The 14,131-nt window shown below is 70.0% G+C and carries 9 protein-coding genes and 4 pseudogenes; 8 read left to right on the top strand and 5 right to left on the bottom strand.

Translation table 11 applies throughout. The features are described from left to right. Positions 1-9 precede the first annotated feature (9 nt). Positions 10-1,108: pseudogene (locus C1J00_RS48220) on the bottom strand (IS110 family RNA-guided transposase). A gap of 705 nt (positions 1,109-1,813) precedes the next feature. Between C1J00_RS48220 and C1J00_RS11850 the strand changes: the two are divergent. Together C1J00_RS11850 and C1J00_RS11845 are read left to right on the top strand one after the other, a co-directional pair. After that, positions 1,814-2,023, top strand: a complete 210-nt coding sequence (locus C1J00_RS11850; protein ID WP_102909005.1) for a hypothetical protein — start codon at positions 1,814-1,816, stop codon at positions 2,021-2,023. Positions 2,024-2,515: 492 nt separating this feature from the next. Then, positions 2,516-2,749 (top strand): WhiB family transcriptional regulator, encoded by a 234-nt coding sequence (locus tag C1J00_RS11845; protein ID WP_102909004.1) that lies wholly within the window; start codon positions 2,516-2,518, stop codon positions 2,747-2,749. Positions 2,750-3,178: 429 nt separating this feature from the next. Here the strand turns inward: C1J00_RS11845 and C1J00_RS11840 are convergent, their stop codons facing one another. Continuing rightward, complete coding sequence (locus C1J00_RS11840; RefSeq protein WP_180989512.1) at positions 3,179-3,649, bottom strand: SPW repeat protein; 471 nt, start codon at positions 3,647-3,649, stop codon at positions 3,179-3,181. Positions 3,650-4,192: 543 nt separating this feature from the next. On the opposite strand from C1J00_RS11840, the gene C1J00_RS11835 reads away from it, so the two are divergent. The 3 genes and pseudogenes from C1J00_RS11835 to C1J00_RS47880 all read left to right on the top strand — a co-directional run. After that, a complete protein-coding gene (locus C1J00_RS11835; RefSeq protein ID WP_102909003.1) occupies positions 4,193-5,392 on the top strand; it encodes a hypothetical protein in 1,200 nt (399 codons plus the stop codon). Between the two features lie 11 nt (positions 5,393-5,403). Then, entirely contained in the window at positions 5,404-5,994 is a 591-nt protein-coding gene (locus tag C1J00_RS11830) for a hemerythrin domain-containing protein (protein ID WP_102909002.1), read from the top strand. 233 nt (positions 5,995-6,227) lie between these two features. After that, positions 6,228-7,016, top strand: a pseudogene (locus C1J00_RS47880) (hypothetical protein); the annotation flags it as partial. Here C1J00_RS47880 and C1J00_RS46660 read toward each other — a convergent pair. Beyond that, a pseudogene (locus tag C1J00_RS46660) lies at positions 6,984-7,646 on the bottom strand (hypothetical protein); the annotation flags it as partial. The pseudogenes C1J00_RS47880 and C1J00_RS46660 sit on opposite strands and share 33 nt — an antisense overlap. A gap of 104 nt (positions 7,647-7,750) precedes the next feature. Between C1J00_RS46660 and ggt the strand changes: the two are divergent. Next, positions 7,751-9,556: a gamma-glutamyltransferase gene (gene ggt / locus C1J00_RS11815; protein WP_102909001.1), complete on the top strand. Its 1,806-nt coding sequence runs from the start codon at positions 7,751-7,753 to the stop codon at positions 9,554-9,556. Positions 9,557-9,604: 48 nt separating this feature from the next. Here the strand turns inward: ggt and C1J00_RS11810 are convergent, their stop codons facing one another. Continuing rightward, positions 9,605-12,136, bottom strand: a complete 2,532-nt coding sequence (locus tag C1J00_RS11810; protein ID WP_102909000.1) for an ATP-dependent Clp protease ATP-binding subunit — start codon at positions 12,134-12,136, stop codon at positions 9,605-9,607. Positions 12,137-12,323: 187 nt separating this feature from the next. Continuing rightward, entirely contained in the window at positions 12,324-13,091 is a 768-nt protein-coding gene (map, locus tag C1J00_RS11805) for a type I methionyl aminopeptidase (RefSeq protein WP_102908999.1), read from the bottom strand. A gap of 32 nt (positions 13,092-13,123) precedes the next feature. Between map and C1J00_RS11800 the strand changes: the two genes are divergently transcribed. After that, positions 13,124-13,375, top strand: coding sequence for a helix-turn-helix domain-containing protein (locus C1J00_RS11800; protein WP_102908998.1), 252 nt, complete (start codon positions 13,124-13,126; stop codon positions 13,373-13,375). A 98-nt stretch (positions 13,376-13,473) separates the two neighbouring features. Then, a pseudogene (locus C1J00_RS11795) lies at positions 13,474-14,131 on the top strand (hypothetical protein); the annotation flags it as partial.

The following is a 14,131-nucleotide window of genomic DNA, read 5'->3' as shown; positions in this document are numbered from 1 at the left end:
CGGACGCCCCTATAACGGGGGTTTGGTGGATACCGTCCTGACCAGGTTGAAGACCTCTCGGGCGGCATATCGCTTGAGGCACCGAATGATCTCACGTCGGGTCTTGCCCTCCTGGGTGCGGCGTTCGTAGTACGCCTGGGTGCGGGAATCGAAGCGCAGCCGGGTGAACACGATGCGGTGCAGGGCGGCGTTCGCCTGCCGGTCGCCGCCATGGTTGAGGCGACGCGAGATCCTGCGGCCCGAGGAGTACTCGATGGGACTGACCCCGCACAAAGCGGCGAAGGACGCCTCGGTGCTCAGCCGCTCGGGATTGTCTCCCATGGTGATCAGCAAAGTGACGGCACTGTCCGGGCCGATGCCCACGGGTACGAGCAGTTGCGGGGCATGGCGCTCGACGAGCCGGGTCAGGCGTCGGTTCAGCTCGTCGATCTGCCCGGTGAGCTGCTCAATTCGCTCGGCGAGCATGCTCAGGGTCATATGGGTGGCCTGGGCCACCGCGTCCTCGTCGCCCCCGCCGTCGTGCAGGCCGAGGCGCGCGCATGTGCGGAACAGCTCGCGGTTGCCCAGATTAGACAAGCGTTCCCGTAGAGCGGGGTCGGCTATGACCAGGACGGCCTTGAGCTGATTGATCGCCTGGGTCCGTGCCTTGACCGCGGAGTCCTTTTGCGAGTTTGAACATCCGGGCGCTGTGCACCGGACCGTCGCCGGTTTTGGCCCGGGCCCGGGCGCGACCGCTGAGCACGGCCCGCGCAGCAGCCTGCGCATCGAGCGGGTCCGACTTCCCGAGCAGACGGCGGGCAGTACGGTCGGGCCGGTTCACTGCGTACACCTGGACGTGCTGAGCCAGCAGGTAGCGGGACAGGCCCGCTCCGAAGGTGCCGGTGCCCTCCACACCGGCCCGGCGCACCCTCCCCAGCTTGCGGGCCCAGCCGAGCAGCCGACGGTAGCCGGCCGCCGTGGCCGGAAAGGACTTGGTGCCCAGTACCTGACCCAGTGGGCAGAGAACGGCGGCGACATGGACCTCGCCGTGCGTGTCCACGCCCAGGACGACCTCGCCCGGAACGGGAGGATCCGCGCTGGAGGAGGTGCTGCGCTGTCTGGTCGTCATGGTGGTTCGCCTCCCGCGTGGTGACCTGCTGGGTGGCTGGCACCGGGTTGGTCGGGCGGTCTGAACCGTGATGGCGCCTGATGTGCGGCAAGGCCCCTATTGGGACACGCCCTGTGGCTCGGTGACAGCAGACACCATCCCGCGACGACAGTCGACAAGCCCGTGACTGGACACTTCGGTCAAAGGTCTCATGAGTCAGACCCCGCCCGGGACGGCGCTGCGCAACCTTCCCACCGACAGCGGCACAAAAGCATCGTCCGATCACTTTCGGAAGCCTTCGTCTCGACCGGTGGCCAACTGCTGCCGCATGACGAGAGGATGGCCTGCTTCCTCGTCCGCTCGCGACCGGCATTGCCAGACACCCGGTATGTCCCGCTCGGCAGACCTCCTCCGGTACAAGATCTCGCTGTGCCGACCTGCGCTCTCCCCGCGGGAACGATGCTCCTCTTCAACCTTCTCCAACCTTTGGTCACCCAGTACCGCACTGAACGCGCGATAGCCCGCGCGGCCAGCGCCCCCTGTCGGGGGAGGTCAGCCAAGGACAGCGCTCCCACGTGATCTTGCCCCGACGCCTCCGGCAAGCCGCCCCGCGCGTGGAGCGCACTGACCCGGTACGAACAAGCCCGGGTCGCCAGGGGTCTGACGACAGCCACTGACCGCCGCAGCGGCTCGCCGACCGGGCCCGCCAGGGGCACGCTGGGAAGCATGAGCAGCGCGCCGATCGTCGTACACCCGCCCTCCCGCACTGGCGGCCGCAGAGTCACCGTGCACTCCGGAGCCCGGGACGAGATCCTCGGCACCGCCTACAGCGATCACGATCTGGTGGTGTTCCTCGAAGGAGCGGGCGTCCAGGACGCCGACAGCATGTGGGTTGAATGGCGCGGCGGCCGCGCGCACCAGTGGACCACTGCCTGACTACCTGTGCTGAGCTGCGGTCGGCGCTCAGGGGCTGCGGCCCGTTCAGTCACGGAACCGATCCGTTCTGGCCGATCCGTCGCCACGGGATGAGCCGCGTTCTCATGCGAAGGGACCTTTGAGTGCCTGTTCGGACGCACGAGGGGGCAGCCAAGCGGACAGCTGTCCCCGTCGGTGCCCAAGCCACTGGTGCAGGTACCGGAGAAACTCGCCTGGTTCGATTCGCACCTCGTCGCTACCCGCTCCCCGAAGCGGTGAGCAAGTGCTGGCCGCTCCCTAGTCACAAACAGGTATAAATCTTCACCAGACGGGCAAGTGGTATTATATTTCTGCCTGTCTGCCGGGATGATGCGGTGCGTGCAGCACCGTCCCGACGAGCTGCCGGAAAGCGGGGGACCTGCCGTGGCACGCGGAGATTGTGCTGATGTCTCCTCTCTCCGAATCGCTTTCTTCTCGCGTTCCTGTGATGTCGTCTGGGCGGGGAGGCCGCGCGTGAACTGGCGGGACTTGGCAGCGTGCCGCTTTGAAGACCCCGAACTATTCTTCCCGATCGGCGAGGACGGCCTGTCGCTGCAGCAGATCGAGCAGGCCCGTGCTGTCTGTAACCGGTGCCCTGTCGTGACAGCCTGCGGTAGCTGGGCTCTGCGCACCGGCGAGTACGAGGGCGTGTGGGGCGCGATGACGGCGAGAGAGCGCCTGGCGTTGCGGCTTTCCCGCAAGACCTGAGCCGACTCTCAGCCCGATCAGGCCGCGAGGAGGAACAGCCAGTACAGCAACATGTTCAGTCGTGGGAAGGCGCATCCGGCGCGCCGATCTCCAGCGGCTGTCGGTGGTGATGCGCAGTTCCATCAGGCCGGCGCCGGGGCGTACGCGCGGGCGTTGGAAACTCACACCAACGCAGGGCCGTAAGTTCGGTGGCCCGCGAGGGCCGGAGGTGGCTTCAAAGTAGCTTGCCGACCGCGGCTCGGCCGGAGTGGATCCTCCGGGGCGCCCTGGACGCTGATTGATTACGCGGAACGCGTCGCTGTTTACGGAGCTGACGACCGCGCAAGCCCGCCTCCGCCAGGAGCAGCCTGACGGAGGCAGAGCACCGGCAACAGGCGGCTCCCGGTAGCGCGGTAGCGGTAGGTGCCACGACCTTCGGATCCAGCTCGATCACCTGGGCGGGGATGAGTGATCGCCGGACGGCCGATCCACCGGGCGGGCGGCTGCGGCTGCCATAAGGGCCAGCAGGAGCGCGATCACGCCGACGATGATGTTGTTGACTATGGTCCTGGTGGTACTGACGTCTCCTGCTACAACCCAGGGCGCAAAGATCGTCCACACGCTGAGTGCGCAAGCCGCCCACGCCATGCTGTGCGAGCGCTCGTATGCCCGGCCAAAGCCACCGCTCATGATCACGGCGTATGCGATACCGACGATCAAGTTGTTGATGGCCAGGGTGGAAAAGCCGTTGAAACCCGCGATCCACGGTGAGGCCGCCAGGTAGAGGCCCGTGATCAGGGCCATCGCCTCGACGGCCTGCGCCCTCGGAGTACTCGCGACACGCTCGGCCATCTCGTGTCGACTGCGCATGGCGAGGATGTCGGGGTGCGTTTCCATGTCCGACCGGGGATGCGTTGCCATTCCGACCTCCGATTTACCCGTTATGTGCGTTACGTGAAGGCGGGTACCCCTCAGGGGCGGGGTAACCATCGCAGACCTGCCTGCGCCCTCAGGACCCCACTGCAGGAGGTGGCCTCCAGAGCGCCTCGCCAGTCCTGAGGGTCTCGCTGCGGCGTCGGATCCGATGACGCGACCTCCGTCGGGCGCTCAGACTGCGAGGCGCCCGGGACGCCGTCCCGGGCGCGGACCGGAAGTGGCGTGCGCGGGGAGCTCCCATCCGGCCGGCCGGACCGAGCCCCGACCCCGCAGCAACGATGGCCTACTCCATCCGGCAACCGGTCGGCGCGGACGATCCCCCCCGGTGCGCATGGATCCGGTCATGCCATAGTGCGCCGACACTGTCATCTCGGCTGATGCGGTAGGGGGAATCGCACGCCCTCTGGGCGCGAGCGGTGGCTGAAAGCCGGCCATGACGGCGAGACTCGCAGGTGGACCTGTTGTCGTCGTCCGGGGCGGGGTACCCGCCGGGCGCCCGAGTCCCCCTGTCCCAGGAGGCACCCCCACATGACCTTCAATCCACTGGAGCAGCGGGGCATCCCGCTGGATCGGCAGCTGCGCAGCTGGCGGGAGCTGAACGTGCAGCCGATCGACCCCGACCGCTGCGACCCCTATACGCGGTGTCGGATCATCACGATGAACGGCATCGAGGTGGAGGCGATCCTCTTCAGCCACCAGCTCGCCCGGAACACGGCCGACCCGGAGGTCAAACGGCAGCTGGCACAGACCCGCTACATCGAGGCGCAGCAGCAGAAGGCCGTGAACTGGCTGTTGCCGGGTGTCTCCTCGGTGCTGGAGACGACGATCGCCTACGAGCAGGTCGCCGTGGACCTCACGGCGTGGGTCACGCGGATGGAGCCGGACCCCTATCTGAAGCAGGCGTACCAGTTCGGTGTCCTGGAGGACTTCGACCACTTGTACCGGTACGCCAACCTCTACGAGATGATCGAGCACCGCAAGGCGGAGTCGATCGTCGACAACCTCACCGAGGTCATGCCGGGCCGGCCGACCCGGTACCACCATCGCGATCCGGTCGACAACGTCCGTGACCCGTACGACAAGGACGCCACGAATCCCCTGTCGAAGCTGCACGCGCTGACGATCTTGTCGGCGGAGCAGCAGACCATGAACTTCTACATGAACACCGGCCCCACCTACATGGAGCCGATCGCCCGTCAGCTCTACCAGGAGATCGGGCTCATCGAGGAGGAGCACGTCACCCACTACGAGTCCCTCGTGGACCCGGGCGAGACGTGGTGGGAGCAACTCGTCAACCACGAGTACAACGAGTGCTACCTGTACTACTCCTTCATGGAGCAGGAGAGCGACCCGAAGGTGAAGGCGATCTGGGAGCTCCACCTGAACATGGAGCTCGAGCACCTGCACATCGCCTGCGACCTGATGCGCCGCCACGACGGACGCGAGCCGCAGGAGGTCCTGGCGCCGGAGCTGCCCAGCGTGCTCACTTTCGAGCCGAACAAGCAGTACCTGCGTGAGCTGTTGGATACCCAGATGGACCTCACGACCCTCGGCGCGGGCTACGTCCGCGAGGCGCACGAACGGTTCGAGAAGATGCAGGAGCAGATCCACGGCGGCGAGGCCCCGCCGAGCGACCGGGTGATGACCGAGCACGACGAGATGTTCGGCCGCGAGTACCGCGTCCAGACCGAGGGCGAGCACCCCGACCCCGCCCAGCGCGAGAAGTGAGGACGCCGCACATGTCCGAACTGCGAACACCTCAGGCCGGCGACGACCAGGCGCCCGACATCGACGTGGTGGCTCTGCTGATGCGTCAGCACGGCGACATCCGCAACCTCTTCGACGAGGTCGAGCAGAGCCAGGCTGAGGAGCGCCGGGACGCTTTCCGTCGCCTGGTACGCCTGCTGGCCGTGCACGAGACCGCCGAAGAAGAGGTCGTCCACCCCTTCGTCCGTAGGGCGGTCGAAGGTGGCGAGCAAGTCGTCAGGGATCGCTTGGCGGAGGAGAAGTCGGCGAAGGAGACGCTGGCGGCCCTGGACGACATGGACACCGACGACCCCAAGTTCATGCCCCGGCTGATGCAGCTGCGCACCGAGGTGCAGGAGCACGCGCGGGCGGAGGAACGCTACGAGTTCGCCCACATCCGCCGCAGCACCGACGTCACCAACCTCGCCGCCATGGCCAAGGCCGTCAAAGCCGCCGAGGCGATGGCTCCCACCCGGCCGCACCCCGGTGTCGAGTCGGCCACCGCCAACGTGGCCCTCGGTCCGGTGGCCGCACTGGTGGACCGCACGAAGGACGCCGTCCGCAAGGCCATGGGAAAGAGCTGACGTACCCGGGAGTCTCAAGTCGGCAGTGCGGGGCTCGGGCACCGCGGGTGGCCCTTCGCCACGGCCACCCCGTGGCCGTCACCGGCCAGGCCCGCTACGGGCCAGGCGTCCCGGCTGGTGGCGGGAGCAGCTCTGCAACGGCGTGCACGTCCACGTCGGCGTCCCCAGCCGGAGACCAGCGTGCAGATCCTGAAGGAGATCGGGGTGTGGGGGGCGGGACCAGCTTCTACTGCATGGCCGGTGCTCCTGCCGTGGTACGCGTCTGGGAGGGCCTTCACCCACTTGCGGACCGCGTCGATCACCGCGTCGGCTCTGGCTCACGCTCCAGGCGGGCCAGCAGCAGGAGCCGGCTCTGCCGCATCCGGGGGCGGGGGCGTGGCGTAGTACTCATGGTCGGCCGGAACCCCGCTCGTACACTCCCCGACGTCCGATGCTCACGTCATGCCGATCCGCCGGCCGTCGTCCGTGCTGAGCTGCTCAGGCGCGGGCCGGTGTGGGCCACTCTGTTCCGACCTGATCAGCCGTCCTTGCCCATCGCCTTGCGGACACGCCGGAAGACCAGCGATCTGCTGAAGCTGCTGGAAGAGGCGGGAGCGGTGACCGCCGAGGTCAGGCGCCGCGCAGTCCGGGCTCTGCCCGGCCATACGGCGGACGAGGCCACCGAGGAGGCTGCACGGGTGTTCGACACCGACGTAGGGAAGACACCACCCGGCCTCGGTGATCCCCCAATCAGGCGTCCCAGCCGGACGACTGGCCGTCCGTGCCAGATCCGCTCATCTTCTCGCTGGCCTGGGCGTCGGGGGGAGCTGTGCCGCGAGGACGTTCATCGGGCACATGATCCAGCACCTCGTCGTGAGCATGGCCGCCCGCTGCTGCTCGTGGGCGGCCTCTGGCTGCTGTATCGCAGGGGGCTGTTCGCGACCATGCGGCACCAGCCGTTGCTGCACGGCGTGGTGCACGCGCACATGCTGGCGGCAGGGCTCGCGTTCACCGTACGCCTGCGAGTTGATCACCTTGAGCAGCAGCACGAACGATCCCGTGCGGTACTTGCGGGTCAGGCGCTCGTGGTTGCGGGCCAGGTAGTGGGTGGCGGCCTGGTTGGTGATGGCCCGCTGGCCGCAGAAGAGGAACACGGGCCGGGCGTCGCGGCGGTCGCCGACGGTGAGCCGGGCCAGCAGCACGTACTCCGTGATGCCCGGGTCCATGCGGTAGCGCTCGCCGCCGATCTGGAAGGCACCCCGGTCCGGCCCCGGTTCGGCGTCGATGTTGACACGCACGCCGGGCAGCATGGCCGACATGTGCGCCATCATGCGGCGGTTCGACCCCGGGCCGCCCACACAGAACTCCGTACGCTCCCCGAAGCCCTGATGCGCCGAGTCCTGGGTGACGACGTGGAGGTGCGCCCCGCAGTCCTTGATCAGCGCCGAGAGCTCGAGAAGCGCGTACACGTCGAAGCGGTGGACCGCCGGTTCGCTCGCGGCCGGATCGCGGTTGACGACGAGCAGGGACTCGGAGTTCTCGGGCAGCCCGAAGAAGGCCTGCTTCCGCCGGAGTTTGCGCTTCCACAGGAGCGTACGGGTGAGCCAGCCGAGCGCGGCGCTGATACCCGCCGCCATCACGCCCAGAACGATGTTGCGCACGTCGTCATTCATGGGCGCGCATGGTAGCGGGCCCGACGCACCGGTGTTCGACGCCTGCCTGACGCGGCCATGGCGATGAATTAAGCTGCGCGGACGGCCTTTGACTGGAGGTGCGGATGCGTCGCCCTGTCGCACGGAATCTGACGGTCCTTGCGGTTTCGGCCGCTGTGGTGGTGTCGGTGGGAGCGGCGGCGCCGCCACCCGCCGCGCAGAGCCCCGGCGGGGGGAAGACCCCGATGGCCGTCGGCTACGGGGGCGCCGTCTCCAGCGTCGACCCGGACGCTTCCGCCGCCGGGATCGAGGTCCTGAGGAAGGGCGGCAACGCCGTCGACGCGGCCGTCGCCACGGCCGCCGCGCTCGGCGTCACCGAGCCCTATTCCGCCGGCATCGGCGGGGGCGGCTACTTCGTGTACTACGACGCCAAGTCCCGCACCGTACGGACCATCGACGGCCGCGAGACCGCCCCGCTGACCGCGGACGAGAACCTGTTCGTCGAGAACGGCAAGCCCCTGGCCTTCGCCGACGCCGTCAGCAGCGGCCTGAGCGTCGGCACCCCGGGCACGCCCGCCACCTGGCGGACGGCCCTCGACCGGTGGGGCAGCAAGCGGCTCTCCAGCGTGCTGAAGCCCGCCGAGCGGATCGCCCGCGACGGCTTCACGGTCGACGAGACGTTCCGGTCCCAGACGGCGTCCAACGAAGCCCGTTTCCGCTACTTCCCGGACACCGCCCAGCTGTTCCTGCCGGGCGGGCGGCTCCCCGTCGTCGGCTCCACCTTCAAGAACCCCGACCTCGCCCGTACGTACGCGGAGCTGGGACGCAAGGGCGTCGACACGCTGTACCACGGCCGGCTCGGCCGGGACGTCGTCGACACGGTCAACAAGCCGCCGGTGGACCCCGGCTCCGGCTGGAACGCCCGGCCCGGCGACCTGTCCGCCAAGGATCTGGCCGCCTACCGCACCAAGGTCCAGGCACCCACCAGGACCTCGTACCGGGGGCTCGGCGTCTACTCCATGGCGCCGTCCTCCTCCGGAGGCACGACGGTCGCGGAGGCGCTCAACATCCTGGAGCGGACGGACCTGTCGAAGGCGAGCAAGGCCCGCTATCTGCACCGCTTCATCGAGGCCAGCCGGATCGCGTTCGCCGACCGGGGCCGGTGGGTGGGCGACCCCGCCTTCGAGGACGTGCCGACGAAGGAACTGCTGTCGCAGAGGTTCGCCGACGCGCGCGAGTGCCTCATCAAGGACGACGCCGTGCTCACCAGCCCGGTGCCCCCCGGCGACCCGCGTCATCCCGAGCGGTGTGGCACCGGTGGTACGGCCGCGCCGACGACCTACGAGGGCGACAGCACCACGCACCTGACGGTGGCCGACAAGTGGGGGAACGTCGTCGCCTACACCCTCACCATCGAGCAGACCGGCGGCAGTGGGATCACCGTCCCCGGGCGGGGGTTCATCCTCAACAACGAGCTGACGGACTTCTCCTTCACGCCCGCCAACCCCGCGGTGCACGACCCCAATCTGCCGGGGCCGGGCAAGCGGCCGCGGTCGTCGATCTCGCCGACGATCGTGCTGGACCGGCACGACAAGCCCGTGGTGGCGCTGGGGTCGCCGGGCGGGGCGACGATCATCACGACCGTGCTGCAGACGCTGACCGGGTTCGTCGACCGGGGGCTGCCGCTGGCCGACGCGATCGCCGCGCCCCGGGCCAGTCAGCGCAACGCCGCGCAGACCGAGCTGGAGCCCGGCCTGTACGACAGTGCCGTGCGGAAGCAGCTCGAGGCGATCGGGCACTCCTTCAAGGTCAACCCTGAGATCGGTGCCGCTACGGGTGTTCAGCGACTGCCCGGCGGAAAGTGGCTGGCAGCCGCCGAGAGCGTACGGCGGGGCGGGGGGTCGGCGATGGTGGTGCGGCCGGTGCGCTGAGGGCCGTCCGCGGGGGTGTGGGGGCTGAGCGCGCAGTCCCCACAAACCTCAGGGCGTTGCCGTCTCGGGCGTTCGGAAAGCGAGGCCGCCGTCCTCCACGTCGACCGAGACCCGGCCGCCTTCCTCGACCCTGCCGTCCAGCAGCAGGCGTGACAGCTCGTTGTCCACCTCGCGCTGGATGGTGCGGCGAAGCGGGCGGGCGCCGTACTCCGGCTGGTAGCCGCGGTCGGCCAGCCATTCCACCGCGCGGTCGGTGAAGGTCACCGTGATGCCCTTGCTCTGCACGAGGGAACGGGTGCGGTCCAGCAGCAGGTTGGTGATCCGGCGCAGCTGCTCCGTGGTGAGCTGGCGGAAGACGACGATCTCGTCGATGCGGTTGAGGAACTCGGGGCGGAAGTGCTCGCGCAGGGGCCGCAGGATCTGTTCGCGGCGGGCCTCCTCGTCCGCGTCGGCGCCACCCGCGGCGAAGCCCGTCGTGGCGCCCCGGCGGGTGATCGCTTCGGAGCCGAGGTTGCTCGTCATCACGATGACCGTGTTGCTGAAGTCCACCGTGCGGCCCTGGGCGTCGGTCAGCCGGCCGTCGTCGAGGACCTGGAGCAGGATGTTGAAGACGTCCGGGTGGGCCTTCTCCACCTCGTCCAGCAGCAGCAGCGAGTACGGGTGGCGGCGCACGACCTCGGTCAGCTGACCCGCCTCCTCGTGGCCCACGTAGCCGGGCGGGGCGCCGATCAGCCGGCTGACGGTGTGGCGCTCCTGGTACTCGCTCATGTCCAGCCGGACCATGCGGTCCTCGCTGCCGAACAGCGCCTCGGCGAGCGCCCGGGCCAGTTCGGTCTTGCCGACACCCGTCGGGCCGAGGAACAGGAAGCTGCCGATCGGGCGGTCGGGGGCCGCCAGCCCGGCGCGGGAGCGCAGCACCGCGTCCGAGACGACCCGCACGGCCTCGTCCTGGCCGACCACCCGCTGGTGCAGATGCTCCTCCAGGCCCAGCAGACGGTCCTTCTCCTCCTGGGTGAGGCTGCTGACCGGGATGCCCGTCTGCCGGGACACCACCTCGGCGATCGACTCGGCCCCGACCACCAGGTCCTGACCCTCGTCGATCTCGCTGTCGCCGCCGGCGTCGGTGATCCGCTGCTTCACGTCCACGATGCGGTCGCGCAACTGGGTGGCCTGCTCGTACTGCTCGTCCGCGACCGCCTGGTCCTTGTCCCGGGTCAGCTGCTCCAGTTCCCGTTCCAGTGCCCGCACGTCCGTGCCCTTGGTCCGGGCCCGCAGCCGCACCCGGGCACCGGCCTGGTCGATCAGGTCGATCGCCTTGTCGGGCAGGCGGCGGTCGGTGAGGTAGCGGTCCGACAGTTCCACGGCCGCGACCAGGGCCTCGTCGGTGTAGCGGACCTGGTGGTGGGCCTCGTAGCGGTCCTGCAGGCCGCGCAGGATCTCGATGGCGTCCGCGGCGGTGGGCTCCGGCACCATGATCGGCTGGAAGCGGCGGGCCAGCGCCGCGTCCTTCTCGATCCGGCGGTACTCCTCCAGCGTGGTGGCGCCCACGATGTGCAGCTCGCCCCGGGCGAGGGCCGGCTTGAGGATGTTGCCGGCGTCCATCGAGCTGCCGTCGCCGCCACCGGAACCGGCGCCCACGACCGTGTGCAGCTCGTCGATGAAAATGATCAATTGGTCGGAGTGGGCGCGGATCTCACCCACGATGTTGTTCATCCGCTCCTCGAAGTCACCCCGGTAGCGGGTGCCCGCGACCACACCCGTGAGGTCCAGGGCGACCACGCGGCGCCCGATCAGCACGTCGGGCACGTCCGCCTCGGAGATGCGCTGTGCCAGCCCCTCCACGATGGCCGTCTTGCCGACCCCCGCGTCACCGATCAGCACCGGGTTGTTCTTGCCGCGCCGGGAGAGGACCTCGACGGTCTGCTCGATCTCCTGGTCCCGGCCGATCACCGGGTCGATCCGGCCCTGCCGGGCCAGCTCGGTGAGGTCACGGCCGTACTTGTCGAGCGTCGGCGTGTTCGTCGGGCGCGGGCGCTCGGCCTGGGGTGCCTCCGGTGCCTCGGGCGGTTCGGAGGGGGCGAAGCGGGCCGCGTTCAGGATGTGCCCGGCGGCCGAGTCGGGGTTCGACGCCAGGGCGCTGAGCACGTGCTCCGGGCCGATGTAGCCGTAGCCGCGGGCCCGGGCCATGTCGTGCGCGTCCAGCAGGGCCCGCTTGGCGGCCGGGGTGAGGGAGAGCGCGGTCGGCGGCGGGGCGTCGTCCGGCGTGTGCTGGGCCGGGCCCGAGCGGTCGTCGATCTGCGACGCCAGCGAGTCGGGATTCGCGCCGGCCTTGCTGAGCAGGGTGCGCGTGGGCTCGGTGGCGAGCGCCGCCCGCAGCAGATGCTGTGTGTCGAGGTCCCGGCTGCCGTGCTCGGCGGCGTACTGGGCGGCGCCGCGGACGAGCTGCCGGGCCGGCTGGCTGAGCAGCCGCCCGAGATCGATCTGCCGGGGACCGGGACGCGGTCCGCCGAAGAAGCGTGCGAGGAATTCTCCGAAGGGATCCGAGCCGTAGCCCTCCGGGCTGGTGAAGCCGCTGCTCATGGGCCTTCCGTTCCCGGCGTCCCCGGCGCGTGGGCGGGGGACGCCCTCGCTTGTCGACGTGCCGGGGTCGGGTAACCCGGGTGGCAGCCGGTTACACCTGGGGCGCGCTCGTAGAACACCTTCGCACGATCGCCGACAAGGGGCACCTTCGGGGCATAGCAGGGCAATCCTGGTGCCGGTGCGAAGGTCAGCGTGCGGTCAGGATCCTCGGGCCCGACTCCGTGATCGCCACCGTGTGCTCGGCGTGGGCCGCGCGGGAGCCGTCGTTCGTCTTCAGGGTCCAGCCGTCGGGGGCGGCGTGGAAGTCGTCCGTGCCGCCCGCGACGACCATGGGCTCGATCGCCAGCACCATGCCGTGCCGCAACCGCATGCCCCGCCCGGGACGGCCCTCGTTCGGCACCCCGGGGTCCTCGTGCATGCGGCGGCCGATGCCGTGGCCGCCGAAGCCGTCCGGGATGCCGTAACCGGCGCCGCGGCACACCGTGCCGATCGCGTGGGCGATGTCGCCGATGCGATTGCCGACGACGGCCGCCTCGATGCCGGCCGCCAGGGCCCGCTCGGCGGTCTCGATCAGGCGGAGGTCCGCCTCGCGCGGGGTGCCCACGACGAAACTGAGTGCGGAGTCGCCGACCCAGCCGCCCAGTTCGGCGCCGAAGTCGATGGAGACGAGGTCGCCGTCGCGCAGGCGGTAGCGGCCCGGGACGCCGTGCACGATCGCGTCGTTGACCGAGACGCAGAGGACGGCGGGGAAGGGGGTCGGTGCGAAGGACGGGCGGTACCCCAGGAAGGGCGACGTCGCGCCCGCCTCGCGCAGTACGCCGTGCGCGACCTCGTCCAGTTCCAGCAGGGATACGCCCACGGCGGCGGCCTGCCGGGCGGCCGTGAGGGCCCGGGCGACGACCTGGCCCGCTTCGTACATCGCGTCGATGGAGGTGTCTGTCTTCAGCTCAACCATGCCAATTACTATACCGGTATTAGAATGGTGTCATGGTGCGCACCCCTCTCACCCCCGAAGAGCGCGAACGCGGCGAGCGGCTCGGCAAGCTGCTGCGTGAGGCGCGTGGCGGCCGGAGCATGACTCAGATCGCGGCGAGCGCGGGCATCTCCGCGGAGACCCTCCGGAAGATCGAGACCGGCCGGGCCCCGACCCCGGCCTTCTTCACGGTGGCCGCGCTGGCCGGAGCGCTCGGGCTGTCCATGGACGAACTGGCCGGGCAGTGCGCGCTGGCGCCCCTCTGAGGCTCCCGCGCCACGCGTGAAAACTCCCCGTAGCACGCCCGTAACACGACTGGTGTTGCCTACGGGGCGGAGTACTCCGGTCTCACGGGAGTTGAGCGATGGCGGCGGATCAACTCCCGGCAGAAGTCGGGGAGTTCGTGACCTACCTGGGCGGTCTGCTGGCACGCCTGGACCCGTCCGGCGGATGGTGCGCGGTGTTCTGGCGACGCGACCCGGAGGGCATGCGGGCCTGCCTCGACGGACGCGAGATGCCGCCCTGGGACGTGGTCGAGGCCCTGCTTCAGGACCTCGCCGGGCAGTACGGCCCGGGGGGAGCCGACCCGGAGGCGGGCCGGGCCCGCGCCCTGCACGCCGCAGCGCTCGCCGCGTACGACGGCCGGCCCGGGGGCCGCGACGCCCTCGGCGACCGTCTCGACGTCATGCTCCGCGAACAGAAGTACGCCGCCGAACGCCAGGCCGCCCTGGCCCGTCACCTGACCTCGGCCACGACCCGCGAGCAGGCGGACGCCCTGCGCCTGGACCTGGCCTGGGCCCGGGACGACCACGAACGGGCCGCAGCGCGCTGCGCGGAGCTCCGGGCGCGGCTGGCCCGCATGGACCGACGTGACCAGGAGGTCCGCCCGAGGGCGTGGGACGACGCCACCGGACTGCGCGGCGCCGGGGCGAGGCCGTCCCTCGCCGGTGACCGGTACGAACCCGGGGCCCCGCGGGCCGTGACCGGCGCCGTCGGCCGGTACGGCGCCGGGGACCCGGGAG

The sequence above is a fragment of the Streptomyces cahuitamycinicus genome (assembly GCF_002891435.1).
In the GTDB taxonomy this organism is placed as follows: domain Bacteria; phylum Actinomycetota; class Actinomycetes; order Streptomycetales; family Streptomycetaceae; genus Streptomyces; species Streptomyces cahuitamycinicus.
This window is presented reverse-complemented; position numbering and strand designations above follow the sequence as displayed.

What these genes read in the sequence shown, in the direction of transcription:
- C1J00_RS11850 (WP_102909005.1), top strand. Translation starts at nt 1,814, where the DNA reads ATGAGCAGCGCGCCGATCGTCGTACACCCGCCCTCCCGCACTGGCGGC.
- C1J00_RS11840 (WP_180989512.1), bottom strand. Translation starts at nt 3,649, where the DNA reads ATGGCAACGCATCCCCGGTCGGACATGGAAACGCACCCCGACATCCTC.
- C1J00_RS11835 (WP_102909003.1), top strand. Translation starts at nt 4,193, where the DNA reads ATGACCTTCAATCCACTGGAGCAGCGGGGCATCCCGCTGGATCGGCAG.
- C1J00_RS11830 (WP_102909002.1), top strand. Translation starts at nt 5,404, where the DNA reads ATGTCCGAACTGCGAACACCTCAGGCCGGCGACGACCAGGCGCCCGAC.
- ggt (WP_102909001.1), top strand. Translation starts at nt 7,751, where the DNA reads ATGCGTCGCCCTGTCGCACGGAATCTGACGGTCCTTGCGGTTTCGGCC.
- C1J00_RS11810 (WP_102909000.1), bottom strand. Translation starts at nt 12,136, where the DNA reads ATGAGCAGCGGCTTCACCAGCCCGGAGGGCTACGGCTCGGATCCCTTC.
- map (WP_102908999.1), bottom strand. Translation starts at nt 13,091, where the DNA reads ATGGTTGAGCTGAAGACAGACACCTCCATCGACGCGATGTACGAAGCG.
- C1J00_RS11800 (WP_102908998.1), top strand. Translation starts at nt 13,124, where the DNA reads ATGGTGCGCACCCCTCTCACCCCCGAAGAGCGCGAACGCGGCGAGCGG.